Here is a 26,860-nt window from a genome sequence, read left to right on the forward strand (position 1 = left end):
TTCAGCGGGACAATACTGGCAGTTTAGATCTACCCGATGAAAATTAAATACCCGATAAAAAAGAAAGATCTGGGTGTCAGAACACGTTGATCGGGTAATCGACGATCACTCGGTATTCATCCACGTCTCGATCCACCGCCGAGTAGCCGTTGCTGCCGCGATTGGTCGCCCACTGCAGGCGCACGGCCAGGTCTTTGGCTTTGCCACCCTGTACCACGTACTTGAGGTCGATATCCCGTTCCCAGTGTTTGGCGTCTTTGCCGTCAGCGCTGTACCAGGCGCTATAGCCCCGGCTTTGCGGGTCGACCTTGGTCAGGTCGGTCTTGCCGCTGATGTAGGACACCGCCGAGGTCAAGCCGGGCAGGCCCAGTCCACCGAAGTTATAGGCGTACTTGAGTTTCCAGGAACGCTCATTGGGGCCGTTGAAGTCGGAGTATTGCTGTGAGTTGTCCAGGTACACGCTGTCGCCCTGGGCGATGTAGTCGAACGGCGTGTTGCCGTTGACCCTCTGGTACGCGGCAGTGACGCTGTGATGGCCGACGTCCACGGTGAAGTGCAGGCTGTAGGTGTTGTTGTCGATATCCCCCAGCAGCGACTGCCCGGTGTCCTGGGTGTGGTAGTAATGCAGACCGGGGTTGAGACTGATCATCTCGTTCAGCACATAGGTGTAGTCCAGGTCGTAGTAGTACTGATTCCACACGTCCTTGAGTTCGGCGGCGTAGAGGTTGCTGGTCAGCCCGTCGATACCGCTGAACGACACGCCGGCCCAGTTCATGTGCTGGCTGTCCGTGTGCTCGGGCAGCGCGCCGTAGCTGGTGCCGATGCGACGGTGGCCGCTCTGGTTATAGAGCTTGGTGAAGCTGGCCTGGCCACCTTCGAACATCCAACCGTCGAGGCTGTGGTTGGTCAGGCTCACGCCACGGAAAGTCTGCGGCAACATGCGGGTCGCGCCGCCGGCAATCACCGGGTTATTGAGGAACAGGTCGCCAGCTTTCAGCTCGGTATCGAATGCGCGCATTTTCAAGGTGCCACCGGCCGTCGAGAACGAGCCGGGCGCCTTGCCGTTGCCGCTGCCGTACGGAAGGATGCTGGAGCCATCGGTGCCGCCACCGCCGTCCAGTTTGAGGCCGAGCATGGCGTGGGCGTCCAGGCCGAAACCGACCGTGCCCTGGGTGTAGCCGGACTCGAAGATGCCGAGAAACCCCTGGCCCCATTCCTTGCTGTCATCGGTGTGAATATCGCGACGGTCGCGGTTCATGTAGTAGTTGCGGGTGTTGATATTGAGGTGGGCACCTTCGACGAAACCGTCGGCGGTGGTGGAGTCTGCCGCGTGGGCAAGGGGGGCAATCGTTGCTGCAATCGCGAGGAATAACGGGGTGAACGTCAGCGAGTTCTTCACCGGTGGAGCTCCTTTGGTCAATCGAAAACGGCCAGTGTCGTTGGGGGTGCCTGGCCTTTTTTACGGCAAAAAAAAGCCGCTGAAGTCAGCGGCTTTAAGACAGATTCCCAGTGTAGAGCCCTGGAAAAAAGTCGAGGGAAATTCGGGTAAGCGGAGACTGCCTTTGCCGTCGCGCTCATCGATGCGTCAAATTAACGCAGGCGAGCGGTGCGATACAGAGTGTAACAAGATAATGACTGTTGCCCAAATCGCAACAGTCAGGCGTTAGACCGGCAGGGTAATGCCAAACGTATTCCCACCGCCGTCGCTGCGTACGAACACATCGCCGCCGTGCATCAGGGCAATCGCCTTGACGATGGCCAGGCCCAGGCCGTGATTGGCCCCACTGTTGCTGCGCGATGCATCAACTCGATAGAAGCGTTCGAACAGGCGCGGCAAGTGTTCGCTGGCAATCGCGTCACCGGGGTTGGTCACGCCGATTGCTACCTGATGGTCCTGTCGCTCGATGCTCACCACGATCACCTGATCGGGTGCTGTGTGTTGCACCGCATTGCTCAGCAGATTGATCAGTGCGCGGCGCAGGTGGGCTTTTTCGATCTGCACCCTGGCATCGCCGCGTACCTGCACCTTGACCTGGGCGTCTTCGAGGATGAAGTCCAGGTAGTCGAGGGTGGTTGCCACTTCATCGGCCAGGGAGCTTTCGGTCAGCTTGGTGGCCTTGCTGCCTTGGTCGGCGCTGGCCAGGAACAGCATGTCGTTGATGATCGAGCGCAGGCGCTCCAGCTCTTCGAGGTTGGATTGAAGCACCTCGAAATAATGCTCGGCAGAGCGCCCGCGAGTCAGCGCAACCTGGGTCTGGCCGATCAGGTTGGTCAGTGGCGAGCGCAGTTCGTGGGCCACGTCGGCATTGAACGACTCAAGGCGTGAGTAAGCCTGCTCCACGCGGTCGAGGGTGGAGTTGAACGAGTTGACGAACTGGCTCAACTCCGGCGGCAACGGTGACAGTTGCAGGCGTCCGGAGAGCTTGGGTGGGGCGAGTTTCTGTGCCTCATCCGAGAGTTTCCCCAGGGGTTTGAGGCCGATGCGCGCGACCCAGAAGCCCAGCAACGACGCCAGCACCACGCCCACCAACGAGAGGGCGACTAGCGCGACCAGCAAGTGGTGCTGGGTGGCGCGGAAATTCTCGGTGTCGATGGCGATCATGAAACGCAAGGGCGGACGCTGATCCTTGGCCGGGAACTGGCTCACCAGCACCTTGAGCGGGTATTCGCGCCCCGGCAGGCGCAGGTCGCGCTTGCCCGTCGGGCCTTCGGCGAAGGCACGGATCTGCGCATCGGGGTTGCCGTACTCATAGTTCGGATCACTGCTCACGACCCAGAAGCGGATGCGCTTGTCTTCCTCACCCAACAACTTGAGCTTGGCCTGAATCTTCACCCAATGGTCCGGTGTACCGAAGCGGTTCACCGAAGACTCCAGCACGCTGTAGCGCGCATCCAGCTCGGCGCCCGGCAACAAGCCGAGGCTGCGGTCCACCTGCTGGTACAACGCGCCGCCGATCAATAGGAAGATCAGCAGCGCCACCAGGGTGAACATGCTGCTCAGGCGCAGGGCAATGGAGTTAGCTGACACTTCGGCTCTCCAGCACATAGCCCATGCCACGGATGGTGTGCAGCAGCTTGGTGTCGAACGGCCCGTCGAGTTTGGCGCGCAGGCGCTTGATCGCGACTTCCACCACGTTGGCGTCGCTGTCGAAATTGATGTCCCAGACCATTTCCGCAATCGCGGTCTTGGACAGGATCTCGCCCTGGCGCCGCGCCAATACGCTGAGCAGTGAGAACTCCTTGGCGGTCAGATCCAGGCGCACGCCGTTGCGGCTGGCCTTGCGGCTGATCAGGTCGATCCACAGGTCGGCAACTGTCACCTGCACCGGTTCGTGGCCGCCGCTGCGGCGGGTCAGGGCTTGCAGGCGGGCCACCAGTTCTAGGAAGGAGAAAGGCTTGCCCAGGTAATCGTCGGCGCCTTCGCGCAGGCCACGGATGCGGTCTTCCACGCGTTCGCGGGCGGTGAGCATGATTACCGGCGTCTGCTTGCGCGCACGCAAGGCGCGCAGCACGCCAAAGCCGTCGAGGCCGGGCAGCATCACGTCAAGTACGATCACGGCGTAGTCGTTTTCCAGTGCCAGGTGCAACCCCTCGACGCCTTCGCGCGCCACATCGACGGTGTAGCCTTGCTCCGTCAGACCGCGGTGCAGGTAATCCGCGGTTTTTTCTTCATCTTCAATAATCAGGACGCGCATCAGCCTTTTGCTCCAGGGCGGGGCCTCAGCCTCAATGTGTGGTCGCCAATGCAGGCGTTGGTTTGGGCTTGTGGAAAAACTTCTCAAGGTACAAGTATATGACCGGCGTGGTGAACAGCGTCAGTGCCTGGCTCACCAGCAACCCGCCGACCACTGCGATACCCAGCGGTTGGCGCATTTCCGCACCGGGGCCGGTACCGAGCATCAGCGGCACCGCGCCGAGCAGGGCGGCGAGGGTGGTCATGATGATCGGTCGGAACCGCGTGACGCAGGCTTCGTAGATCGCATCCTCCGGCGACAGGCCCCTGACGCGCTGAGCCTCCAGGGCAAAGTCGATCATTAGGATGCCGTTCTTCTTCACGATGCCGATCAACAGCACCAGGCCGATCAGCGCCATGATCGAAAAGTCCTGGCCCATCAGCGACAGCATGATCAGCGCACCCAACCCCGCCGAAGGCAAGGTGGAGATGATCGTCAACGGGTGCACGAAACTCTCGTACAGCACGCCGAGGATAATGTAGACCGCCACCAGTGCCGCCAGGATCAGCCATGGCTGGCTGGCCAGCGAACTCTGAAAGGCCTGTGCCGCGCCCTGGAAGTTGCCGATGAGGGTGGTCGGCATGCCGATTTCATTCTTGGCCTGGTTGAGCATGATCACCGCGTCGCCCAGTGCCACCCCAGGCGCCAGGTTGAATGACAGGTTGGCGGCCGGGAACATGCCGTCATGACTGATCGACAGTGGGCCCACGGTGGGCGGATCGACTTTGGCCAGTGCCGACAGCGGCACCATCTCGTTGGTCAGCGGCGAGCGCAGATAAAAGTAGTTGAGGCTCTCGGCCTTGCCGCGTTGCTGGGTGTCCAGTTCCAGCACCACTTGGTACTGGTTGATCTCGGTCTGGAACTCATTGATCTGGCGTTGGCCGAACGCGTCGTACAGCGCCTGGTCGACATCGGTGGCGGTGAGGCCGAAGCGCGCGGCGGCCTGACGGTCGATGCTGATGTGGGTGATGCTGCCGCCCAGTTGCAGGTCATTGGACAGGTCGCGAAACGCCGGGTTGGCCCGCAGTTTTTCGGTGAGGCGCTGGGTCCAGGTGTTGAGCGTCGGCCCGTCGTTGCTCTTGAGCACATACTGATACTGGGCGCGGCTGGGGCCGGAACTCAAGTTGATGTCCTGACCGGCGCGCAGGTACAGCACAATGCCTGGCACCTTCGCCAGTTTAGGGCGGATACGGTCGATGAACTGGCTGGCTGACACATCGCGGTCGCCACGGTCTTTCAAGGCGATCCAGAAACGGCCGTTGGCGATGGTCTGGTTGCTGCCCGTCACGCCGACCGAGTGCGAAAATGCTGCCACCGCTGGGTCGGCCTTGACGATCTCGGCGAGGGCTTTGTGTTTGGCGACCATGTCCGGGTAGGACACATCGGCCGCCGCCTCGCTGGTGCCCAGAACAAAACCGGTGTCCTGCACGGGGAAGAAACCCTTGGGGATAAACACATAGCCGACCACGGCCAAGGCCAGGGTCACTACAAAGATTGCCGCCATGGTGCGTTGATGGGCCAGGGCACGGCGCAGGTTGCGTGCATAGCCGGCCAGCAGTCGCTCGCTGAAACCGGGTTTGTCGTGGGCATGATGGGTGGGGGCGCGCATGAACAGCGCAGCCAGCGTCGGTGCCAACGTCAGCGAGACCACCACCGAAATCAGGATGGTCGAGGTGGCCGTCAGGGCGAACTCCTTGAACAGCCGCCCGACCACGCCGCCCATGAACAGCAGCGGAATAAACGCGGCCACCAGCGAGAAGCTGATGGACACCACGGTAAAGCCGATTTCACCGGCGCCCTTGATCGCCGCTTCGCGTTTGTCGAGCCCGGCTTCCAAGTGGCGGTGAATGTTCTCTACCACCACGATGGCATCGTCCACGACAAACCCCACGGCGATTACGATCGCCACCAGCGTGAGGTTGTTCAAACTGAAACCCATCAGGTACATCAGCGCAAAGCTGGCAACCAACGACACCCCCAGCACGCTGGACACGATCATCGTTGCCGACAACTGGCGCAGGAACAACGCCATCACCGCCACCACCAGCAGAATGGCGATCAGCAGCGTCACTTCCACTTCATGCAGGGACGCGCGGATGGTCTTGGTGCGGTCGGTCAGTACGCTGACCTGCACCGACGCCGGGAGCATGGCTTGCAGGCGCGGCAATTCGGCTTGAATGCGGTCCACGGTCTCGACGATATTCGCCCCGGGCTGGCGCGAGATCACCAGGTTGACCCCGGGCGTGTCGCCGGCCCACGCCTGTACGTAGGCGTTTTCCGAACCATTGATGACTTTGGCGATATCCCGCAACTGAACCGGTGCCCCGTCCTTATAAGACACGATCAACTGCGCGTAGTCCTCCGGGTGGAACAACTGGTCGTTGGTCGACAGGGTCGACACGCTGTTCTCACCGTAGATCGCGCCCTTGGCCAGGTTGAGGCTCGATTGCTGGATGGCCAAACGAATATCGGCCAGGGTCAGGCCGATGGCGGCGAGTTTGTCCGGGGATGCCTGCACCCGAATCGCCGGGCGCTGCTGGCCGGTGATGTTGATCTGGCCAACGCCGTCGATCTGGCTGATCTGCCTGGCCAGCAGGGTTTCCACGTAATCACTCAGCTCGGTGCTGGGCATGCTGTTGGAGCTGACGCTGAGGATCAGCACCGGGCTGTCCGCCGGGTTGACCTTCTTCCAGGTCGGCAGGCTCGGCATATCGCTGGGCAGCTTGCCGGACGCGGTGTTGATCGCCGCCTGCACTTCTTGCGCAGCGGTGTCGATGCTCTTGGTCAATGTAAATTGCAGGGTCAGCAGGCTGGAGCCCAGTGCGCTGCTGGACGTCATTTGGGTCATGCCGGGGATGGCGCTGAATTGCACCTCCAGCGGCGTTGCCACGGATGACGCCATGGTGTCCGGGCTGGCGCCGGGCAGGGTGGCGGTGACCTGGATCGTCGGAAATTCTGCTTCCGGCAGTGGGGCGATGGCCAGGCGCGGGAAGGCAATCAGCCCGAGCAGCACCAGGGCGAAGGTCAGCAGAAGGGTGGCAACCGGGTGGTCGACGCACCAGGCTGAGGGCGAACGGCTCATGGCTGCACCTTGGCATCAACGGTCTGGATCACCTGCGGCGGCTCCTTGAGGACTTCCACCTGGGCGCCTGCCTTGAGTCGCGATTGGCCGTCACTGACCAGCACATCCCCGGCTTGTACGCCCTTGATGATGTTCACGTCGCTGTCCTGGTAGGTGACTTGCACCGGTACCACGTCGACCTTGTCACCGTTGACCCGGTATACGAAGTGCGAATCCAGGCCACGCTGCACCACGGTCGGTGGCACCACCAAGGCGTTTTTGTCGAGGGCGGTCTGGATCTTGATGGTCACCAGTTGTCCCGGCCACAAGCGTTGCGAGGCGTTGTTGAACTCGGCCTTGGCGCGCAGAGTGCCGGTGGTGGAACTGATCTGGTTGTCGATCAGACTCAAGTGGCCTTCGCCGAGCAGGTCGCCGGTCTGGCCATCGGTGTCGGCGCCGAGGTAGGCATCGACGCTGGCCTGGGTAGGCGCTGCGATCAAGCCTTGCAAGGTGGGCAACATCTGCTGTGGCAGGGAGAACTCGACGGCAATCGGGTCGATCTGGGTCACGGAAAACAGGCCCTGGGTATCGCTGGTGCGCAGGAAGTTGCCTTCATCCACGGTGCGAATACCCACGCGGCCACTGACCGGTGAGCGAATTTGGGTGTAGGAAAGTTGTACCTGGGCTGAATCGATCGCGGCCTGGTTGCCTTGGGCCGTGGCCTTTAGCTGGTTGACCAGCGCTTGTTGCTGGTCATAGGTCTGTTTGGACACGCCGTCGTCGACGCTCAATGCCTTGTAGCGCTTGAGGTTGACCAGCGCCACCTGCAACTGTGCCTGGCTTTCGCCCAGTTGTGCCTTGGCCTGGTCAAGGCTGGCGCGGATCGAGCGGTCATCGATGGTCGCCAGCAGGTCACCGGCCTTGACCAGTTGCCCTTCCTTGACCAGCAATTTAGTCAGGATGCCATCCACTTGCGGGCGAATCACCACACTGTGCAACGACAGCACTGAGCCGATCCCGCTGACAAAGCGTGGAATATCCTGCTGCGCCACGCTCACCACCCTCACCGGAATCGCAGTGGGCGCCGCCAGTTTGGACTTGGCCGGGCGGGTCAGTGCCCAGGCCGCAACAGCCAACACCACGAGGACACCTACGATCAGGGCGGTTTTTCGTTGAATTTGCATGGGGTGAGGTGCCAAGGCGAAGGATTGGAAGTGGATGAGGCCTTTATAGCCCGCCAATCCGGTCAGCAAGGTGACTGCTAACTGACAGCGCTGTCAGTAAAGACCGACCATTCGTACAGGTGGTGGTTAAAGATCCGAGGCGGGCAGGTATACTGCGCGCCAGCGTGGCCCGCAAGCTGGCCCCGCGTCATTTTTTGCACGCTCCGGAGCCTCCATGACTTCCCCGACACAACCCCCTGTTGAAGCGGCCGACCTCGTCGATCCGGCCAGCGCCGAAGGCGTTGAAAAAGCCGAGATCCCGGCGTTCAAGTTTCCCTTCAAACCGGGTGAACTGGCGGGGGCCAAGAATGCCGCCCAGCCCTGGTACAAGAACGGCGCCAAGAACGGCCACACCAAGACCCCGGGCATGGCCCCGCCGGGTACGCGCCGCTCCATGGGTAAACGTTAAGATTAATCGGTTGTAATGTTTGGCGGATGTTGCCTACAGCCTCCGCTGATGTTTCTGATTGTAGGCCGGCGACTGTTTCTTGAAAGCTGCACAGCCTTTGCGCTTCCCTGGGTTTTTAGTGGGGTGGAGCGCAGCGTGCTCTTTCCGGAAAAGGACGTTTCCTGTGGCCCTGATACACCTGTGTGTAATGCTTGCCCTGTCGCTCGCGGTGGATGCCGTTGCAGGCATTGATCAACCACGGCGCGAAATCCGCTTTGCTGTCGTCGCACAGTTTTCCCCTTTCCAGAGTCGCAACCCGCAAGGACAGTTGATCGGTCTGAATATCGAGTTGGGTAACGCGCTCTGCCAGCAATTGAATGTGCGCTGTACCTGGGTCGACCAGGTGCTGGTCGAAAACTTCGAAGGCCTTGAAGCCCGGCAATTCGATGCAATCATGGGTATTGCCTCCACCCCCCAGCGCCGGCGCCGGGTGAGTTTCACCGACAACCTCTACCCCTTCACCACACGGTTGGTGGCGCTGCGAACCTCAGGCCTTTTGCCAACGCCAACGTCGCTCAAGGGCAAGCGGGTCGGGGTATTGCTGGGGAGTAACCGCGAAGCGTTTGCCCGGTCCCAATGGGGGCCAAAAGGCGTGATCATCAGGAGCTTCTGGCTCAACGACGAACTGGTTCGCAGCCTGCTGGCGGGTGAAATAGACGCGACCCTGCAGGGCACCGTGGAAATTCGCAACGCGCTGCTCGACACTGCCGCCGGCCAGGACTACGACTTTCTGGGCCCCGCCGTGTCTACTGAACTGCTGGGCGACGGTGTGGCGATCGCGCTGCGTAGCACCGATACGGGGCTGCGCACTGAGCTTAACCGTGCCCTCGAACAGCTTATGCACAACGGCGAATATCAGCGAATCCTTGCACCTTATCGCCTGGACGCGCCGTGATGGCATAGTCAGTTGTAGCGTCAGTGGGCGAGAGCGTTTTGCACTAAGCCGCGCGTAACGGGATAAACGCGTAGTTGGCCGGCACCTCGGTCGCAATCTGCGCCCCGGCATCCAGCACCTGCTCGGCGATGTCCAGTCCGGACACATGGAACACCCACTCATTGGCCACCGACGGCTGACTTATCGCCAACTCGATCGCCTGGGCAAATGCCCCCATGTCCGGCAGGTAAGCGGTATATCCATCGCCCTTGAGCGCCGTGGTGCGAATGCCCAGTAATGCGCACACCGCCTCTTTGGTCTGCACATCGTCGCGGTCGGCCTGGCGCGAACGACGGATCAGTTCAGCCAGCGCCTGGTCCATCAGCTCACCGCCGACGATCAGCGCCGGCCCCTGTTCCCAGGATTCCGGCGGACATTCCTTGGCAGCGGGGTTCAGCGGGATATGCGGGTTGATTTCCATCGGATAGATGCGACACACCAACGGGCGGCGCGCATAGATACGGCACAGGTTGTTTTCGTCAAGATTCCGGCAGCGCCCCGCGTTGTAGGCCGCAAAGGTGATTGCCACAAACGCCTCGGTGTTGCCGCTGGGCACCACCACCGAACGGCGCTCGGCATGTTCGCGTTGCAGCTGGGGCAGGCCCAGTCCATTGCCCAGGAAACCTTCCACCAGAACAATGACGTTACCGCCGTCCGCCGCCCACATCCGGGCCTCTTCCAGGGTCAGGGGCACGTGATGGTCGGAGCAGCATTTGCCGCAGCCGACGCAGGAAAATTGAGTATTCATGGCGGATCTGTCACCAGGTTAGGTCAGAGGGCACGCAAGAACGGTGACGGGTTTTTACCTCTGTTCACCAATTCGCTCTCTGGAAGCAAGTTACACGCCAGTGTGTGTTAGTCCTGAGGTACTACGTCGCGCAGGACAAATTTCATGCCCGCGCTTTCATACAGCTGGCGGGCACGCACATTGCTCTCCAGCACCTTGAGGTCCACGTAGGGTTCGCCGCGTTGCTTGAACGTCTGGAAGCTGTGCAGCAACAAGGCTCGCCCCAGCCCTTGGCCTTGGGCGCAGGGGTGAATAGAGAGGTTCTTGATAAAGGCGCTGGTCCAGCACTGGGCCACACCGAGAATGCCTTCATCGTTGCTGACCACCAGGCACAGGGTGGGATCGAACTCGGCGTCAGTGGTGAACTGGTGCCGCCAGGTGTCCAGGTTGGGAACGCGACCGCCGCCTTGATCCTGGGTCAGGCACAGCACGGCATGAATCGCTGGAGCCAAGTCGTCGCGGTAGTGATCCAGTCGCGTACCCGGCGGCCACTGAGGGGCGGGCAGGCTGTCGGTGAGGTCACGACGCAGCAGTTGGAAATAGTCGCTCACAGGCCTTTTTGTGCCACCGTTTGAGCGGCCACTACCAGGCACTTAGTCAGTTCCGGCGAGGAGAATTTGGTGAGCACCGCGTCGGCGCCGGCCAGCCGGGCTTTTTCGCTGTTCATCGCGCTGTCCAGGGACGTGTGCAGCAGCACGTAGAGGTGCTGGAAGTCCGGGGTTTCGCGCAGGGTGCGAGTCAAGGCGTAGCCGTCCATTTCCGACATCTCGATATCCGACACCACCACATTGATCTGCTCGACCGTGCCTTGCAGCTCCAGCAGCACATCGATGGCTTCCTTGGCGCTGCGTGCGGTGTGGCAGGTGAGGCCAAGGTTGCGCAGGGTGTGCACCGATTGCTGCAGGGCGACCTGACTGTCGTCCACCACCAGGATGCGTGCGTTGCCCAGTACTTCAGCTTCTTCCATGGTCAGGTCGGTTGGCGCTGCTTCGATCGGTGCCGGCGCGATGCCGTGGATGACTTTCTCGATATCCAGTACCTGCACCAGACCGCCTTCCACTTGAGTCACCCCGGTAATGAACGCACGGTTACCGCCGGAGCCATAGGGCGGCGGGCGGATGTCGGTGGTCAGGCAATGCACGATCTTGCTCACCGCCTGTACATGCAGGCCCTGCTTGGAGCGGCTCACGTCGGTGACGATCAGGCAGCCGCCGTCCGGGTCAGCCAAGGGCATTTCGCCCAGAGCGCGGCTCAGGTCGATCACCGCCAGCGAGTTGCCACGCAGGGTGGCGATGCCTTTGACGTGAGGGTGGGACTCCGGCAGCTTGGTCAGCGGCGGGCAAGGAATGATTTCACTGACTTTCAGCAGGTTGATCGCCATCAGCTTGCCGCTGCGCAAGGTAAAGAGCAGAAGCGAAAGTGAGTCTGCGCGGGCTTTGGTGGTAGACATAAAAACCTTCTGTGGATCAGGGATGACGATCTATAGAGGGTTATCGACTTGGGGAGGCCAGGCTTTAACCGGATTTTGTATCGGGACGGGTGTGTGGGAGCGGGCTCCCACACACGGCCTATTTCAGCCCTTCCACACTTGCGGATTGACCAGGTCCTGCGGGCGTTGGCCCAGCAGAGCACTGCGCAGGTTGTCCAGAGCACGGTTGGCCATGGCTTCACGGGTTTCGTGGGTGGCCGAGCCGATGTGCGGCAGAGTCACGGCATTGCTCAGTTGGAACAGCGGCGACTCGGCCAGCGGCTCCTGCTCGTACACATCCAGCCCGGCACCGCGGATGGTCTGGTTTTGCAGGGCTTCGATCAGCGCCGGCTCGTCTACCACCGGGCCGCGGGAGATGTTGATCAGGATCGCGCTGGATTTCATCAAACCCAGTTCGCGGGTGCTGATCAGATGACGGGTCTTGTCGCTCAACGGCACCACCAGGCACACGAAATCCGCTTCGGCCAGCAGCTCATCCAGGCTGCGAAACTGCGCGCCCAGTTCCTGCTCCAGTGCCGGCTTGCGGCTGTTGCCGCTGTACAGGATCGGCATGTTGAACCCCAGGCGCCCACGCCGGGCCACGGCTGCGCCGATGTTGCCCATGCCGACGATGCCCAGGGTCTTGCCATGCACGTCGCAACCGAACAACGGCGCGCCGACGCTGGCTTTCCACTGGCCGGCCTTGGTCCAGGCGTCCAGTTCGGCCACCCGGCGGGCGCTGCTCATGAGCAGGGCAAAGGCCAGGTCGGCGGTGCTTTCGGTGAGCACATCGGGGGTGTTGGTGAGCATGATCCCGCGTTCGTTGAAGTACGCCACATCGTAGTTGTCGTAGCCCACCGACACACTGGACACCACTTCCAGCTTGCTCGCGCCCTGTAACTGCTCGCGCCCCAGCTTGCGGCCCACGCCGATCAGGCCGTGGGCGTGGGGCAGGGCTTCATTGAATTGAGCGCTGATGTCGCCCAGCTTGGGGTTGGGCGCGATCACTTCGAAATCCTGTTGCAGGCGTTCGATCATTTCCGGGGTGACGCGGCTGAAGGCGAGGACAGTCTTTTTCATTGCAGGCGGGCTCATCGACTACGGAAGAATGCCAAGCACGCTAACATTCCTGCCGACAATTGTCAGGGCACCCTGAACCAAAGTGGGCACAGTCCAAAACGCGGGAGCTGTTGTTTGATAGCCCTCAGTTCGCCAACCGAGCGCCGCTGAGGCTGCCGCTCAATTCATACGCCACCAACTCCGCCTGATGCGCCGCCAGAATCTCCGGCAGCGAGCCACGCAGGTATTCCACCCAGGTTTTGATCTTCGCATCCAGGTATTGGCGCGATGGGTAGATGGCGTACAGGTTCAACTCCTGGGAACGGTAGTTGGGCATTACCCGCACCAGGGTGCCGTTGCGCAGGCCTTCGATGGCTGCGTACACCGGCAACAGGCCGACGCCCATGCCGCTGGTGATCGCGGTTTTCATCGCGTCGGCCGAGTTCACCAGGAACGGCGACGTATTGATCGCCACGCTTTCCTGGCCTTCGGGGCCGTTGAAAGTCCACTTGTCCAGTTGGATCACCGGGCTGACCAGGCGCAGGCAGGCGTGGTTGAGCAAGTCCTGTGGGCGCTGCGCGCAACCTTTGGCCTTGACGTAATCCGGCGAGGCGCACGCGATGCTGTAGGTGATGCCCAGACGCTGGGACACGAAGCCCGAGTCCGGCAGCTCGCTGGCCAGCACGATGGACACGTCGTAGCCCTCATCGAGCAAGTCCGGCACGCGGTTGGCCAGGGTCAGGTCGAAGGTGACGTCCGGGTGGGTGCGGCGGTAACGGGCAATTGCATCGATGACGAAATGCTGGCCGATACCGGTCATGGTGTGCACTTTCAGCTGCCCGGCCGGGCGCGCGTGGGCGTCGCTGGCTTCGGCCTCGGCTTCCTCGACGTAGGCCAGGATCTGCTCGCAGCGCAGCAGATAGCGTTTACCGGCCTCGGTCAGCGCGATGCGTCGGGTGGTACGGTTGAGCAAGCGGGTTTGCAGATGGGCCTCAAGGTTGGAGACCGCGCGCGACACGTTGGCGGTGGTGGTATCCAGTTGCACGGCGGCGGCGGTGAAGCTGCCGGCTTCGGCCACGCAACTGAAGGCGCGCATATTTTGCAAAGTGTCCATGGAGTGTTCTCAGGGGAGATAACAAATTGTGACAGAAAGTTGCGCCGTCCAGTGATCCCTACCAACGGATTATCGCCTGAACGGTAACAAAGATTCACAGGAATGCCAGCTTATCGTCCTCCCTATCGCCCCCTAGAATTGCGCCACCTACCCCCGCATCACCTCAGGAAGTCGCTTGCCGTGCCGCGTCGCATCAGCAGAGAGCTGAAGACTCTCAGTGTTTGGGCCTTATCGTTAGCAATCAGCGGCTGCATCGGAACCGGAGGAATTGCCCCACAAGGCCAGTCCCTCAACGCCAATACCCTGGCCACCGACGACGCCATCCAAAACGCTGCACAAGACGCCCACTGGCCCACCGGGCAATGGTGGCAGGCCTACGGCGACCCGCAATTGAACCGTTGGGTCGACCTGGCCACTCAGCACAGCCCAAGCATGGCCATGGCTGCCGCGCGAGTGCGCGAGGCGCGGGCCATGGCCGGGGTCGCCGAGTCGGCCGAATCGCTGCAGATCAATAGCGACACCACCCTCAAGCGCCACAATTGGCCCAAGGATCAGTTCTATGGTCCCGGCGAGCTGAGCGGTGCCAACACCTGGGACAACAATGCCAGCCTGGGCCTGAGTTACGCCCTCGACCTGTGGGGCCGCGAAAGCAATGCCACCGAGCGTGCCGTCGACCTGGCGCACATGAGCGCTGCCGAAGCGCGCCAGGCCCAGCTCGAATTGCAGAACAACGTGGTGCGCGCCTATATCCAGTTGTCGTTGCATTACGCCAACCGCGATATCGTCGCGGCGACCCTGGCACAACAGCAACAGATTCTCGACCTGGCCAACACACGCCTGAACGCCGGGATCGGCACCCACTTCGATGTCAGCCAGGCCGAAACCCCGTTGCCGGAAACCCATCGCCAACTGGATGCGTTGGACGAAGAGATCGCCCTGAGCCGTAACCAGTTGGCAGCCCTGGCGGGCAAAGGACCCGGGGAGGGCGCGCAGTTGCAGCGCCCGAGCCTGTCCCTGGCCGCGCCGTTGAAATTGCCGTCGAGCCTGCCCGCGCAATTGCTCGGCCAGCGCCCGGACGTGGTTGCCCGCCGCTGGCAAGTTGCGGCCCAGGCCCGTGGCATCGATGTGGCCCACGCCGGTTTCTACCCCAATGTCGACCTGGTCGGCAGCCTCGGTTACATGGCCACCGGTGGCGGCATGCTGGAATTCCTGGCGGGCAAGAAATTCAACTACAACGTGGGACCTGCGATCACCTTGCCGATCTTCGACGGCGGCCGCCTGCGTGCGGAACTGGGCGAAGCCAGCGCGGGCTATGACATCGCTGTCGCCCAGTACAACCAGACCCTGGTCAATGCCCTCAAGGGTATCAGCGACCAATTGATCCGCCGCGAATCCATGGATAAGCAAGCCACCTTCGCCGCGCAGTCGGTGGCCTCGGCTCAGAAGACCTACGACATCGCGATGATCGCCTATCAACGTGGCCTCACCGATTACCTGAATGTGCTGAATGCGCAGACCTTGCTGTTTCATCAGCAACAGATCGAGCAACAGGTGCAGGCCGCTCGCCTGAGCGCCCACGCCGAACTGGTGACGGCCCTGGGCGGCGGCCTCGGCGCCGGCGACGACGCACCGCAAGATGCCAAGACCCTCCCGAGCAAGACCCCGGCGGCGCTGGCCGTGTTTGATCACTGAGTAGGATTCGATGACTCCCTTGCCTGCACCGCTGCGCTGGCTGCATTCCCTTGAATGGCGCCGTGGCTTTTTCGACTGGGCACGCAGCGATGGCGTGACCTGGGTGTATATCTTCAAGGTGTTGCTCGCCGCGTTCCTGACGCTGTGGCTGGCCATGCGCCTGGAACTGCCGCAACCGCGCACGGCGATGATCACCGTGTTTATCGTGATGCAACCCCAAAGCGGCCAGGTGTTCGCCAAGAGCTTTTATCGCTTCCTCGGCACCCTGGCGGGGTCGGCGGTGATGGTGTTGTTGATTGCCCTGTTTGCGCAGAACACCGAGTTATTCCTCGGCGCGCTGGCGATTTGGGTGGGCATTTGCACCGCCGGCGCGACGCGCAACCGTAACTTCCGCGCCTATGGGTTTGTGCTTGCCGGTTATACGGCGGCGATGGTTGGCCTGCCGGCCCTGGCCCATCCGGACGGCGCGTTCATGGCGGCGGTGTGGCGGGTGCTGGAAATTTCCCTGGGGATTCTGTGCTCCACGCTGGTCAGCGCCGCGATTCTGCCGCAAACCAGCAGCGCCGCCATGCGCAACGCCTTGTACCAGCGCTTCGGCGTATTCGCGCTGTTCGTCACCGATGGCCTGCGCGGACGCAGCCGACGTGAAGGTTTCGAGGCCAGCAACGTGCGTTTTATCGCTGAAGCGGTGGGCCTTGAAGGACTGCGCAGCGTCACGGTGTTTGAAGACCCGCACATGCGTCGGCGCAACGGCCGGCTCAGTCGCCTCAACAGCGAATTCATGAGCATCACCACGCGCTTCAATGCTTTGCATCAGTTGCTGGAGCGGTTGCGCGCGGATGAAGCGGCCCCTGTTGTCGCCGCCAGACCCGGCGTGCAAGACCTTGCCGAACTGCTCGATGGTTTCTCCGGACGTGCGCTGACCAGCCCCGATGCAGCGCGCCTGGTCAACCAACTCAGTGCCTATAAGGACGGCCTGCCCGCCAAGGTTCGCAGCCTGCGCGCGGCTTTTCAGGAAGAGCACCCAAGCGAAGCCGAGCAGCTGGATTTCCACACCGCCTACGAGCTGCTTTACCGGTTTGTCGATGACCTGCACAACTACGCGCAAACCCACGCTTCCCTGGCGGAACATAGCCATGAGCGCGAGCAATGGGACGAAACCTTTATCCCCAAGACCAACTGGCTGGCCTGCGCTGCCTCGGGGATTCGCGCGTCATTCATCCTGATGGTACTGGGCAGTTATTGGGTGGCCACCGCCTGGCCCAGCGGCGCGACCATGACCCTGATCGCCGCCGCCACCGTGGGCTTGTCCGCCGCCACGCCGAACCCGAAACGCATGGCGTTCCAGATGGCTTGCGGAACGTTGATCGGGGCCCTGGTGGGCTTTATCGAAATGTTTTTCGTGTTCCCCTGGATCGACGGCTTTCCGCTGCTGTGCGTGATGCTTGCTCCGGTGATCATCTTTGGCGCGTTCCTCGCTTCGCGCCCGCAATACGCGGGTGTTGGCGTAGGGCTGCTGATCTTTTTCAGCACCGGCTCGGTGCCGGACAACCTGACGGTCTACAACCCTTACACCTTTATCAACGACTACATCGCCATGATCCTCGGCATGCTGGTGTGCGCGGCGGCGGGCGCGATCATTCTGCCGCCCAACAGCCGCTGGTTGTGGCGCCGCCTCGAACAGGACCTGCGCGAGCAGGTGGTGTACGCGATCAGCGGCAAACTCAAGGGGCTGGCGTCGAGCTTTGAAAGCCGCACCCGTGATTTGCTGCACCAGGCCTATGGTCTTGCTGTTGGCCAGCCGCAAGTGCAGCGCGACCTGCTGCGCTGGATGTTCGTGGTGCTGGAGGTTGGCCACGCGATTATCGAACTGCGCAAGGAACAGGCGATGCTGCCGGTGCACCCGGCGTACGCCGAATCCCAGCCGTGGCGCCAAGCCATCCGCGTGATGGGCCGCTCGCTGGTGCGGCTGTTCCTGCAACCCAGCGCGAGCAACCTGGAGCGTGGCCTGATCGCCGTCGACCATGCGATCAGTCGTGTGCAGGCCACCGACGAACCCTTCGCCCCGCACTTCGACACCTCGGCCCTGCGCCGGGTGAAAAGCTACCTGCATTTTATCCGCACCTCGCTTTTGGACCCGCAATCGCCGTTGGCCGCTCTTAAGGGTGCCACGCAAGGAGCCACGCATGCCTCGTGAAATCGCCTTCCACGGCGTGTATATGCCGACCATGACCCTGATGTTCCTGATCGCAGCTGTGCTGGCCTGGGCGCTTGATCGCTGTTTGGCCGGGTTTGACCTGTACCGTTTTTTCTGGCACCCGGCGTTGCTGCGCCTGAGCCTGTTTGTTTGCCTGTTCGGCGCCCTGGCGCTGACCGTCTACCGTTGAGAATCCCCCGATGAAAAAGTTTTTCAGCCTGCTCGCGACCTTGCTGGTATTGGCTTTGGCGATCTGGATTGGCCGTACGCTGTGGGTGCACTACATGGAAACCCCATGGACCCGAGACGGCCGTGTGCGCGCCGATATCATCAACGTCGCGGCCGACGTCACCGGTGAGGTGGTCGACGTGCCGGTGCGTGACAACCAGTTGGTGAAGAAGGGCGACTTGCTGATGCAGATCGATCCCGAGCACTACCGCATTGCCGTCAAGCAGGCGCAATCGCTGGTGGCTTCGCGCAAAGCCACTTGGGAAATGCGCAAGGTCAACGCTCATCGGCGCGCCGATTTGGACGCCCTGGTGATCTCCAAGGAAAACCGCGACGACGCCAGCAACATCGCCGACTCAGCGCTGGCCGATTACCAACACGCGCTGGCGCAACTGGAAGCGGCCGAACTCAATTTGAAGCGCACGCAAGTGGTGGCGGCTGTTGATGGTTATGTCACCAACCTGAATGTGCATCGCGGTGACTATGCGCGTATCGGCGAAGCCAAGATGGCCGTGGTGGATATGAACTCGTTCTGGGTCTACGGCTTCTTTGAAGAAACCAAGCTGCCCCACGTCAAGGTCGGTGACAAAGCCGATATGCAGTTGATGAGCGGCGAGACCCTGAAGGGCCACGTGGAAAGCATCTCACGTGGTATCTACGACCGCGACAACCCCGAAAGCCGCGAGCTGATCGCCGACGTGAACCCGACCTTCAACTGGGTGCGGCTGGCCCAGCGGGTGCCGGTGCGGATTCACATTGATGAGGTGCCGGAAGGGGTGTTGTTAGCGGCGGGCATCACCTGTACCGTGATTGTGGACCAGACACAAAACTGAACCGGCGCTAAGCCTTAATAAACGTTTCATGCAAATGGCGCCACAGCAGCGCACCACTGGCCTGCTTTTCGAACACTACCGTGGCGCGGCGATCCGTGCGGGTGCCGCTGTCGTCGATCTGATGTTCGCGATAGGTCACCGTGGCGCCACGTGCATGCCGATCGATGCCGGTCATTTCGCTCAAGGTGATCTTCAACCCTGGACGCATGCCGCCCAAACGCGTGAACAGGGCGTTGACCCCGGCGGCATTGACCCGTGTGCCGGTCGCCGGGGCAACCATGCTGAATTCCGGTGAGAAGCGAGCGAGCAAGGTCTGCAAGGTGCCCTCAGGCGCAACCCCGGCAAACCATTGCTCGATCTCGACGTGGGTCTGGATCACTTCTTCGAAAAAGTCGCTGTAATCAATCATCGGTGAGGCTCGCTGGCAGGGTGAAGCAGTGAGCGTACTCTGGATGCATCCAGGCGCAGCACCGCAAAAAGAGGCAGCAGGGTCAAGGCTGCCGCCATCGTGAAGGTTATGGCGAAAGAATCCAAGGCCGACAACAATGCACTCAGCGCTGCCGCGCCCAGGCAGAAGCTCACTTGGCGATTGATGTTCCACAGGGCGCTGGCGTGGCCCATGCGTTCGGCGGGGATATCCACAAAGGCCAGGGTCTGCGCGGTGCTGCTGCACAGGCTGCCACCCAACCCCATCAAGAGGTAGGCAGGGATGATCAGGGCTGGCGCGTTGAGCAACAATATGCCGACGCATTGCAGCGCCATGCCCGCCAGCAACAACGGCTTAGGGCCACAGCGGTTGAACAGTTGTTTGCTGAGGAAAATCGCCAGCGCCGACGCCAGGGCCCAGGGCAACATCAGCGCACCGGTTTGTGTCGCGTCATAGCCGAGTCCGCGCAAGTAGAGGATGGCGATAAGGCTGGTGCCGATGAATACGCCGGGGATGCACAGGTAGATCAGCATGGCGGTGCGCAACATCGGGCTGCGCACTTGTTGGAAAATACTGCCCACGTCCAGCTTCGGACGAAGCTTGGCCGTCACATCGGGCGTTATCCACAGCAGGGTTAGCAGCAAGGTAATCAACGCCAGGGGCAAGTTGGCGTAGAAGATCCAGCGCCACGACAGGCTGTCGACAATCAACCCGCCCAACGCCGGGGACAGCGCCGGCACCAGCAGTGCTACCGACATCACGCGCGCCGTCAATTGGCTGCGCTCAGCCGCAGGGAAATGCCGGTAAGCCATGGCCTGTCCCACCGGAATCAGCAAGCCGCCGCCCAGCCCCTGTAGGGCGCGCCAGCCGATCAGCGTTTCAATCGAACTCGCCTGGCCCACCATCACCGAAGCGCCGGCGAACAACAGCAGGCTGGCGGCGATCAAGGCTCTTTCGCCCATCAGCGCCGCCAGCCACACACTCAGTGGAATGATCACCGTCAGGCCGAGCAGGTAGGCGTTGCTGATCCATGCCAGTTGAGTGACCGAAGCCTGCAGTTCGCGGGCAATATCCGGGTAGGCGACTGTGGCGACAAACATGTTCACCAGGTCCAGGGCAAAGCCCAGCAAAAAGATCCAGGCGACTTTCGAGCGGTAGGTCATGAGCGCGATCCTGCGAATGAAGCGGGCAGGGTAGGCCGCGCATGCTGTTTGGGAAACGTCGGTTTGCCTGTTAGTTTGTCAAAAATATTTTGACAAAGGAGGGCGCCGCCGATGGTCAGCCTGGACCGATTCGACACTTTCAAGGCCGTGGTCGAGGCCGGCTCGCTTACCGCTGCCGCCGACTTGTTGGGCCAGACCCGCGCCGTGGTCAGCTTCAACCTCAAGCGCCTGGAAGCGGAGCTGGGCGTCACCCTGCTGACCCGTAACACCCGGCAACTGGCGCTCACCGATGCCGGCGAGCGTTTCTACGTGCGCTGCACACGCATGCTCGAAGAAGCACGGTTGGCGGTGGAAGAGGCGCGTTCGGAGCATGCCCAACTCAAAGGCACGCTGCGCATTACCACCACTGTGGAATACGCATTGGCCGTGGTTGCCCCGGCTGTCGAAGCCTTCCGCCGCCTGCATCCAGACCTGAACATCCACTTATCCACCTCCTCGACCCATGCAGACCTGATCTCCGAGCGTTTTGACGTGGCGATTCGGCTGGGACGCCTGCTGGATTCCAATCACCGTGCGGTGCAGTTGTCGTCGTTCGACGTGTTTGCCGTGGCGGCGCCATCGTTGGGCGGGGTGAGTACACTGGATGAATTGGAACAGTTGCCCAAGCTGGGACATGGCCGATTGACGGAGTTGCGCGTGACCGATCCCCAAGGCGGCGAACATCTCTATCGCCCCGGCCACGCGTCACTGGTCGCCGACAGCGCAGCCGTGCTCCAGGCCTTCGCTGTGCGTGGACATGGCGTGGCAGTGTTGCCGCAATGGCTGGTGAAGGATGATCTGGAGGCCGGGAGGCTGGTGCGCTTGCTGGCGGACCATCGTTTTGCCCCGCAAGGGGTCTACGCGATGTATCCGGACACTCGGCATTTGCCCCTGAAGGTGCGGGCGTTTATTGATTTCATGAAGGGTTAGAGCGAACCGGCCAGCCCGAAGCGCTTCTTCAACACCTTCTCCAGCAACCCCTTGGGCAACAACGCTGCCATCAACGGTAACGCGCGACTGCCATTGCCCGAGCGCAGCAGGCGAGGCGGTTGTGGTTGTTGCACGGCCTTCAATACATCCGCCGCGAACACGTTGGCCGGCGTCGGCTTGTCCTGGGACGCCTGGCTGCGCGCCCGGATGCCATCGCGCAGCGGCCACCACGGCGACTGTTCATTGATCAACAGTTCGGCCTGGGCGCCGGCGTTTTTCGCAAAACTCGTGTTGATCGCGCCGGGTTGCACTTCCATGACCCGCACGCCAAACGGTCCCAGTTCCATGCGCAGTGCGTCGCTCAAGGCATGCACGGCCGCTTTGGACGCGCAGTAGGCGCCGGCAAACGGGGTCACCAGCACACCGGAAACACTGCCGATGTTCACCACCACTCCCTTGCTGCGCCGCAGGGCCGGAAACAGCGCCTGGGTGACGCCGACGATGGAAAACACATTGGTCTCGAATTGGCGTTGCATCGCCTCGGTGCCGCCGTCGAGCAATGGGCCCATGGCGCCGTATCCAGCGTTGTTAACCAGCACATCCAATTCGCCCAGTTGTTCGGCCAGCCGTTGCAGGGCGGTGCTGTCGTTGACGTCCAATTGCACCGCGTTAAAGCCTGCGGCCGACAAACCGGCGACGTCTTCCGCACGGCGGGCGCTGGCCCACACGCGGTAGCCTGTGGCCTTGAAAGCGTCAGCCAGGGCACGGCCGATGCCGCTGGAGCAACCGGTGATCAGTACGTTGGGCATGGATCGATCCTTCATCAGTCCGAGAAACTGCCTTGCAGGTGCTCGGCACGGAACTCCAGGGTTTGCGGGCGGTAGCCGGGGCGTAAAGGTGGGGTTGGCAAGCAATCGTCCCAGGTGCCGCCGGCTTGCAGTTCGCCAGGGCCGCGATAGCGTGGGGCGGCATAGACGTTGTCGGCCAGGTTGACCGAGTCGCCCGGTGCATAGGCGGCGACGCGCCAACGCAGCTCAGTGAGGGGCACATCGTTGCCATTGTTGAGGGTCAGTTTCAGCGGACGGTCCGCAGGGCATTCCTGGGGAGCATAGCTGATGCGCAGTTCCAGGCGTGCCAGTTGGGAGGCTTCGCGGTTATCCAGCCAGACGACCCAGATGGCCACGAAACCCAGGCCAACGGCGGCGGCCAACGATACCGGCAAGGCTTTGGCCGGGTAGCGCAGCAGCAGGATCAACCAGGTGATGATCAGTAGGACGCCGAAGAACATGAGGACAGTCTCGTATGCGGATGAACCATCCTACCTGCGCGATGGCCTGGATGCCTATGGCGAGTCTCTGTTTTCATGAGGGAACCGCACAATGCCTTTTCTCCACAAATCCAGCATAGGGACATGCAGATTGCCCAGGAGGGTATCAACCCCAGTCTGATCAAGTGAGACGAACTATGATTGTTTCAGCCGTGCTTATACCTGCTGCCACGTCCGCACTGTCGTCAGTGGCTTCCTCTCTTCTCACGCCTCAATCTGCGCCAGCGCCGAGCAGCGCTGCAACATCGAATCAAGCGAACGTAAAGCATGACACTCAAGCGCAGCCCCGCATGCAAAGCCAACAATTGACCAACCTGGGGCAAACGCTGCTGCAAGGGGCTGCGACGCTTTTCCCCACAGCGTTACGTGGCGGCCCCGAAGAAAAGGCGAAGGGCGCTGGACTGATGGTGGGTGGGGCTGCCGCAGAAGGTCTTGGGAAAAGGTTTGGCATGAGTGGTGGTCTGTTGAGCAAAGCCGTTGGCGCCGGTTTGGTATATGGCGGCAGGGCTGCTCAGGAATTTGGCAAGAGCCGATACGACAGCGCGGACAGCACCACGAACAACACGGGTAACTACAACGCCTACTCCCCGTCGAATTGGGGGAGCAGGCCGGCGTCGTAACGGGCTGGCGGTGCAATAAAAAAGCCCCCGCCCAACCGGCTGCGGATAGGGGACGCAGTCGACTGGACGGGGGCTTCTTTTACGACTGTTTTACTGCGCGATAGTTTTCACCGACACGCCACGTTCAACCGGCGTCGAGCGACCGTAGATATCTTCAAAGCGCTCGATGTCGTCTTCGCCCAAATAGCTGCCCGATTGCACTTCGATGATCTCCAACGGGATCTTGCCCGGGTTGCGCAGGCGATGCACCGAGGCGATCGGGATGTAGGTGGACTGGTTCTCGGTGAGCAGGAACACGTTCTCGTCACAGGTGACTTCAGCGGTGCCGCTGACCACGATCCAGTGTTCGGCGCGGTGGTGGTGCATCTGCAGCGACAGGCACGCGCCCGGCTTGACCGAGATGTGCTTGACCTGGAAACGCCCCCCCATGTCCACCGAGTCGTAGGAGCCCCACGGGCGATAGACTTCGCAGTGGTTCTGGGTTTCGCTGCGGCCCTGGTCGTTGAGGGTCGAGACCATCTGTTTGACGCCCTGGACCTTGTCCTTGTGGGCAATCATCATCGCGTCCTTGGTTTCCACCACCACGATGTTGTCCAGGCCGATCACCGACACCAGTTTACCGTTGCCGTGGATCATGCAGTTGCGGCTGTCCTGGATCACCACGTCGCCTTTGCTGACGTTGCCGTGGACGTCTTTGTCGTTGACGGCCCACAGCGAGGCCCAGCAACCCACGTCGCTCCAACCGGCGCTCAGCGGCACCACGCAGGCGCGCTGGGTTTTTTCCATCACGGCGTAGTCGATGGAGTTGTCCGGGCAGCAGGCGAAGGTGGCTTCGTCGAAGGACACCGTGTCGGCGGTCTGTTCGCTGCGTTCAAGGGTCAGCAGGCAGGTGTCGTAGATGTCCGGGTCGTGCTTTTTCAGCTCTTCGAGGAAGCGGCTGGCGCGGAACAGGAACATACCGCTGTTCCAGAAGTAACCGCCGCTCTTGACGAACTCCATGGCGCGTTTTTCATTGGGTTTTTCCACGAACTGCTCGACGCGGCTCACGCCTTCGGGCAGCAGCGAATCGTTGGTGGACTTGATGTAGCCATAACCGGTTTCCGGACGGGTGGCCGGCACGCCGAACAGCACCATCTCGCCACGCTCGGCGGCCACGGTGGCCAGGGCCAGCGCACGCTGCAGGGCTTTCTGGTCGTCGATCACGTGGTCGGCGGGCAACACCAGCATCAGCTCGTCGCGGCCTTCATTGACCAGCATCATCGCGGTGAGGGCCACGGCCGGCGCGGTGTTGCGGCCGAACGGTTCCATCAGGATGCGCTGGCTTTCGAGCTTACGCGCGGCCAGTTGCTCGTTGACGATGAAGCGGTGGTCCTTGTTGCAGACCACGATTGGGGAGTCCATGCCTTCAAACACCAGGCGCTCCAGGGTTTGCTGGAACAGCGTGTGCTCGCCGGTCAGGGCCAGGAATTGTTTAGGGAACTGTTTACGCGAAAGCGGCCAAAGACGTGAGCCGCTACCACCGGAAAGGATGACTGGAATCATGGGTGTTTCTCCTTGAATCGATTTGGGTCAGAGCTACGAAGGTTTGTCGTTTCACTCTTGTTTTTGTCTCGGTCTCTGTGGGAGCGGGCTTGCTCGCGAAGGCATCAGCTCGGTGCATCTGACAAACCGAGTCGTCTGCATCGCGGGCAAGCCCGGCTCCCTCAGGGAAATAATCAGCGGGTCGACACCGGGCGTTTCACCCACACTGGCGACAGGCTCGAACCGGAACCGGTGACGTACAGCACCGCCGCTTCACCGCGTTCCAGGGCCACCGGCTTCACGTCGCCGACTTTTTTGTCGCCGTCATACAGCGCCAGGCTGACCTTCACCGGGTTGATTTCGCGCTCGCCACGGCCTTTGGCAGCGACTGCCTTGACCACGTCGGTCTTGCCGTCAGCGGTCTTCAAGGTCAGGGCCTTGTCGCTGAGGTTCTGCACGCGCACCAGGGACTTCTGCTTGTTCTTGAACGGTGGCTCCTCGATCAGCTGTGGCTTGCCGCTGCCGCTGTTGACCAGGGTGTAATAGTGGTCGGCGGCGAGTTTGACCGGCACGGTCTGGCTGCCGACCTTGGCGCTGTAGTCACCGCCGGGCATGAAGCTGAAATCACTGCTGGCCAGTGGTGCGACATCGCTCAGGTTGGTGGCGCCGACAGTGGCGCTGACTTCCTGATTGCTGGCGTTGTAGATCCGCACGAAGCTCGAACCTTTTGGCGCGGTAGGGCCGTAGAGGGCGGCGTCGCCACCGGCGAAGGCGGACATCGATACGAAGCTCAGGCCGGCTGCGATAGCCAGGGTTTTAGCGAGACGACGAGGAGTTGTAGTGAAAGTCATGTGAGTTACCTCTCTTTCAGTTTTGCGCCCGGTCGGGCGTCTCGGATTTTTGGTTTTTAACTGGGGTGTTCAGTGCCATGTTCTGTTGGCGCGAACCGGCTTGTTTAAGCTGCGCAACCCAGGATGGGTCGGCATCACCGATTTCGTTGTTCACGGGCAGATAACGTTCAGGAAACTCCCAGATCAGTACCTGGGGCGGGCTGTTCTTGAAGTCATCGCTTTTGAGGTAGCTGAGCATCGGCAGGATCGGGCCGTGGCCGTCTTCGGCGTAGCTGACCACGTCGCTGCCCAGGGCTTGCTTGAGGGCGCCGACGAAGTTCCAGTTGGGGTTGGCGCTGTAGCTGGTGCCCACCAATGCCACCGGGGTTTCGCTGTCGCTGAACAGGGCATCGTCACCTTGGGTTTCGGCCAGGTGCGTGACGCGTTTTTCCAGCGGTTCTTTCGGCGGCATCAGGTTTTCGAACAGCGGGTCCAGGGGCAGGAACAGACGCAGGTCGCCTTTATGCGGCTCGGTCTTCTCGGCTTCGGTGATAAAACGCTGCGGCTCGCCGTGGAGCGGGGTCTTGTCGGCGATGGTCTTGGCCAACTGCTTGGCAGCGATTTCGGCACCGTCCGGTGTCCAGTGGGTGTCGGTGCGCAGGAACACTTGCTTGCCGCCGAGCTTGGCCTGTTGCAATGGGCCGAGCAGGTCCGGGGCGATGATCTTGTCGGCCGCGACACGGGCGTGGAAGTCCTGGTACAGGTTGGCGTGGATGCTGGCCGGTTTCACTTCACCCAAATGTTCCGGGTAAAGGCGCACCTTGGCTGGCACGATCGCCATCACCAGTTGAATGCCCTGGGCCTTGAGTTTCTGGCGCACGCCTTCGACCAGCGCGTAGTTGCCTTCAAGGTTCTGGTCTTCGTTGACGGCGGGGTTGAATTCCTCGTCGCTGTACAGCCAGTGATCGCGGCCCAGCACCACACCGGGACGGCCTTCATTGAACAGCTTGTAGTCCAGCGCCGCCCACAGGTTGGTGCCGATGCGCTTGATCGGGAACTCGTCGTCGTAGTGGGTCTCGACGGCTTTGGTCCAGCGACCGTTGAGCACGGTGGCGTCGGCATTGGTGCTGAAGCCGAAGAAACTGCGCAGCGACCAGGCGCCCAGGGCCAGCAGCAGCACCAGGAACAGGCCGATATAGAGGACGCGTAATGAACGGGTCATGGT

General features: G+C 61.6%; 25 protein-coding genes. 8 read left to right on the forward strand and 17 right to left on the reverse strand.

What is annotated here, in order from left to right; genetic code table 11:
- Positions 1-76: 76 nt before the first annotated feature.
- The 5 genes from PF1751_RS04670 to PF1751_RS04690 all read right to left on the reverse strand — a co-directional run bounded on the left by PF1751_RS04670 (position 77) and on the right by PF1751_RS04690 (position 7,979).
- Positions 77-1,399 (reverse strand): OprD family porin, encoded by a 1,323-nt coding sequence (locus PF1751_RS04670; RefSeq protein WP_044286655.1) that lies wholly within the window; start codon positions 1,397-1,399, stop codon positions 77-79.
- 264 nt (positions 1,400-1,663) lie between these two features.
- Positions 1,664-3,028 carry a heavy metal sensor histidine kinase gene (locus PF1751_RS04675; protein WP_044286656.1) on the reverse strand — a complete coding sequence of 455 codons (1,365 nt, stop codon included), beginning with the start codon at positions 3,026-3,028 and terminating at the stop codon, positions 1,664-1,666.
- Positions 3,018-3,695, reverse strand: coding sequence for a heavy metal response regulator transcription factor (locus PF1751_RS04680; protein ID WP_010213025.1), 678 nt, complete (start codon positions 3,693-3,695; stop codon positions 3,018-3,020). Before PF1751_RS04680 ends, PF1751_RS04675 begins: the two co-directional genes overlap by 11 nt.
- 31 nt (positions 3,696-3,726) lie before the next feature.
- Positions 3,727-6,816, reverse strand: a complete 3,090-nt coding sequence (locus PF1751_RS04685) for a multidrug efflux RND transporter permease subunit (RefSeq protein ID WP_010213022.1) — start codon at positions 6,814-6,816, stop codon at positions 3,727-3,729.
- The gene (locus tag PF1751_RS04690) at positions 6,813-7,979 is read right to left on the reverse strand and encodes an efflux RND transporter periplasmic adaptor subunit (RefSeq protein ID WP_044286657.1); all 1,167 of its coding nucleotides are present in this window, start codon (positions 7,977-7,979) and stop codon (positions 6,813-6,815) included. The genes PF1751_RS04685 and PF1751_RS04690 overlap by 4 nt, the downstream gene beginning before the upstream one ends.
- Before the next feature lie 214 nt (positions 7,980-8,193).
- On the opposite strand from PF1751_RS04690, the gene PF1751_RS04695 reads away from it, so the two are divergent.
- On the forward strand, positions 8,194-8,427 hold the full coding sequence (locus PF1751_RS04695) for a hypothetical protein (RefSeq protein WP_010213018.1): 234 nt from the start codon (positions 8,194-8,196) through the stop codon (positions 8,425-8,427).
- A gap of 163 nt (positions 8,428-8,590) precedes the next feature.
- Positions 8,591-9,361 carry a transporter substrate-binding domain-containing protein gene (locus tag PF1751_RS04700; RefSeq protein WP_042571675.1) on the forward strand — a complete coding sequence of 257 codons (771 nt, stop codon included), beginning with the start codon at positions 8,591-8,593 and terminating at the stop codon, positions 9,359-9,361.
- A gap of 43 nt (positions 9,362-9,404) precedes the next feature.
- Here the strand turns inward: PF1751_RS04700 and PF1751_RS04705 are convergent, their stop codons facing one another.
- The 5 genes from PF1751_RS04705 to PF1751_RS04725 form a co-directional block, all read right to left on the reverse strand.
- Positions 9,405-10,148 carry a YkgJ family cysteine cluster protein gene (locus PF1751_RS04705; RefSeq protein WP_044286658.1) on the reverse strand — a complete coding sequence of 248 codons (744 nt, stop codon included), beginning with the start codon at positions 10,146-10,148 and terminating at the stop codon, positions 9,405-9,407.
- 107 nt (positions 10,149-10,255) lie between these two features.
- Positions 10,256-10,738, reverse strand: coding sequence for a GNAT family N-acetyltransferase (locus PF1751_RS04710; protein ID WP_021491863.1), 483 nt, complete (start codon positions 10,736-10,738; stop codon positions 10,256-10,258).
- Entirely contained in the window at positions 10,735-11,637 is a 903-nt protein-coding gene (locus tag PF1751_RS04715) for a chemotaxis protein CheV (protein ID WP_016974976.1), read from the reverse strand. Before PF1751_RS04715 ends, PF1751_RS04710 begins: the two co-directional genes overlap by 4 nt.
- A 123-nt stretch (positions 11,638-11,760) precedes the next feature.
- On the reverse strand, positions 11,761-12,735 hold the full coding sequence (locus tag PF1751_RS04720) for a 2-hydroxyacid dehydrogenase (protein ID WP_042571676.1): 975 nt from the start codon (positions 12,733-12,735) through the stop codon (positions 11,761-11,763).
- Between the two features lie 124 nt (positions 12,736-12,859).
- Positions 12,860-13,828 (reverse strand): LysR family transcriptional regulator, encoded by a 969-nt coding sequence (locus PF1751_RS04725; protein WP_010213008.1) that lies wholly within the window; start codon positions 13,826-13,828, stop codon positions 12,860-12,862.
- Between the two features lie 180 nt (positions 13,829-14,008).
- Between PF1751_RS04725 and PF1751_RS04730 the strand changes: the two genes are divergently transcribed.
- Genes PF1751_RS04730 through PF1751_RS04745 form a run of 4 tightly spaced genes read left to right on the forward strand, consistent with a single transcriptional unit; the run spans position 14,009 to position 18,778 of the window.
- A complete protein-coding gene (locus PF1751_RS04730) occupies positions 14,009-15,520 on the forward strand; it encodes an efflux transporter outer membrane subunit (protein WP_044286659.1) in 1,512 nt (503 codons plus the stop codon).
- Between the two features lie 10 nt (positions 15,521-15,530).
- Positions 15,531-17,717 (forward strand): FUSC family protein, encoded by a 2,187-nt coding sequence (locus tag PF1751_RS04735; protein ID WP_044286660.1) that lies wholly within the window; start codon positions 15,531-15,533, stop codon positions 17,715-17,717.
- Positions 17,707-17,907 carry a DUF1656 domain-containing protein gene (locus PF1751_RS04740; protein WP_010213002.1) on the forward strand — a complete coding sequence of 67 codons (201 nt, stop codon included), beginning with the start codon at positions 17,707-17,709 and terminating at the stop codon, positions 17,905-17,907. The genes PF1751_RS04735 and PF1751_RS04740 overlap by 11 nt, the downstream gene beginning before the upstream one ends.
- A gap of 10 nt (positions 17,908-17,917) precedes the next feature.
- Positions 17,918-18,778, forward strand: a complete 861-nt coding sequence (locus tag PF1751_RS04745) for an efflux RND transporter periplasmic adaptor subunit (protein ID WP_021491861.1) — start codon at positions 17,918-17,920, stop codon at positions 18,776-18,778.
- Between the two features lie 7 nt (positions 18,779-18,785).
- Here the strand turns inward: PF1751_RS04745 and PF1751_RS04750 are convergent, their stop codons facing one another.
- A complete protein-coding gene (locus tag PF1751_RS04750) occupies positions 18,786-19,187 on the reverse strand; it encodes a hypothetical protein (RefSeq protein WP_021491860.1) in 402 nt (133 codons plus the stop codon).
- A complete protein-coding gene (locus tag PF1751_RS04755) occupies positions 19,184-20,368 on the reverse strand; it encodes an MFS transporter (RefSeq protein ID WP_021491859.1) in 1,185 nt (394 codons plus the stop codon). Before PF1751_RS04755 ends, PF1751_RS04750 begins: the two co-directional genes overlap by 4 nt.
- A 111-nt stretch (positions 20,369-20,479) precedes the next feature.
- Here PF1751_RS04755 and PF1751_RS04760 point away from each other — a divergent pair, with 111 nt between their 5' ends.
- Positions 20,480-21,337, forward strand: a complete 858-nt coding sequence (locus tag PF1751_RS04760; protein ID WP_044286661.1) for a LysR family transcriptional regulator — start codon at positions 20,480-20,482, stop codon at positions 21,335-21,337.
- Here the strand turns inward: PF1751_RS04760 and PF1751_RS04765 are convergent.
- Entirely contained in the window at positions 21,334-22,146 is an 813-nt protein-coding gene (locus tag PF1751_RS04765) for an SDR family oxidoreductase (RefSeq protein ID WP_044286662.1), read from the reverse strand. The two genes, PF1751_RS04760 and PF1751_RS04765, sit on opposite strands and share 4 nt — an antisense overlap.
- A 14-nt stretch (positions 22,147-22,160) precedes the next feature.
- Positions 22,161-22,625 carry a hypothetical protein gene (locus PF1751_RS04770; RefSeq protein ID WP_010212990.1) on the reverse strand — a complete coding sequence of 155 codons (465 nt, stop codon included), beginning with the start codon at positions 22,623-22,625 and terminating at the stop codon, positions 22,161-22,163.
- Positions 22,626-22,954: 329 nt separating this feature from the next.
- On the opposite strand from PF1751_RS04770, the gene PF1751_RS04775 reads away from it, so the two are divergent.
- Positions 22,955-23,284: a hypothetical protein gene (locus tag PF1751_RS04775; protein WP_010212989.1), complete on the forward strand. Its 330-nt coding sequence runs from the start codon at positions 22,955-22,957 to the stop codon at positions 23,282-23,284.
- A 90-nt stretch (positions 23,285-23,374) separates the two neighbouring features.
- On the opposite strand, the gene PF1751_RS04780 is transcribed toward PF1751_RS04775, so the two are convergent.
- The 3 genes from PF1751_RS04780 to PF1751_RS04790 form a co-directional block, all read right to left on the reverse strand.
- Positions 23,375-24,826 carry a mannose-1-phosphate guanylyltransferase/mannose-6-phosphate isomerase gene (locus tag PF1751_RS04780; protein WP_010212986.1) on the reverse strand — a complete coding sequence of 484 codons (1,452 nt, stop codon included), beginning with the start codon at positions 24,824-24,826 and terminating at the stop codon, positions 23,375-23,377.
- A gap of 173 nt (positions 24,827-24,999) precedes the next feature.
- Positions 25,000-25,656 (reverse strand): alginate O-acetyltransferase AlgF, encoded by a 657-nt coding sequence (locus tag PF1751_RS04785; protein WP_044286663.1) that lies wholly within the window; start codon positions 25,654-25,656, stop codon positions 25,000-25,002.
- Positions 25,657-25,672: 16 nt separating this feature from the next.
- Entirely contained in the window at positions 25,673-26,857 is a 1,185-nt protein-coding gene (locus PF1751_RS04790; RefSeq protein WP_010212982.1) for an alginate O-acetyltransferase, read from the reverse strand.
- Positions 26,858-26,860: the final 3 nt, after the last annotated feature.

This window comes from Pseudomonas simiae (assembly GCF_000934565.1).
Classification (GTDB): Bacteria; Pseudomonadota; Gammaproteobacteria; order Pseudomonadales; family Pseudomonadaceae; genus Aquipseudomonas; species Aquipseudomonas simiae.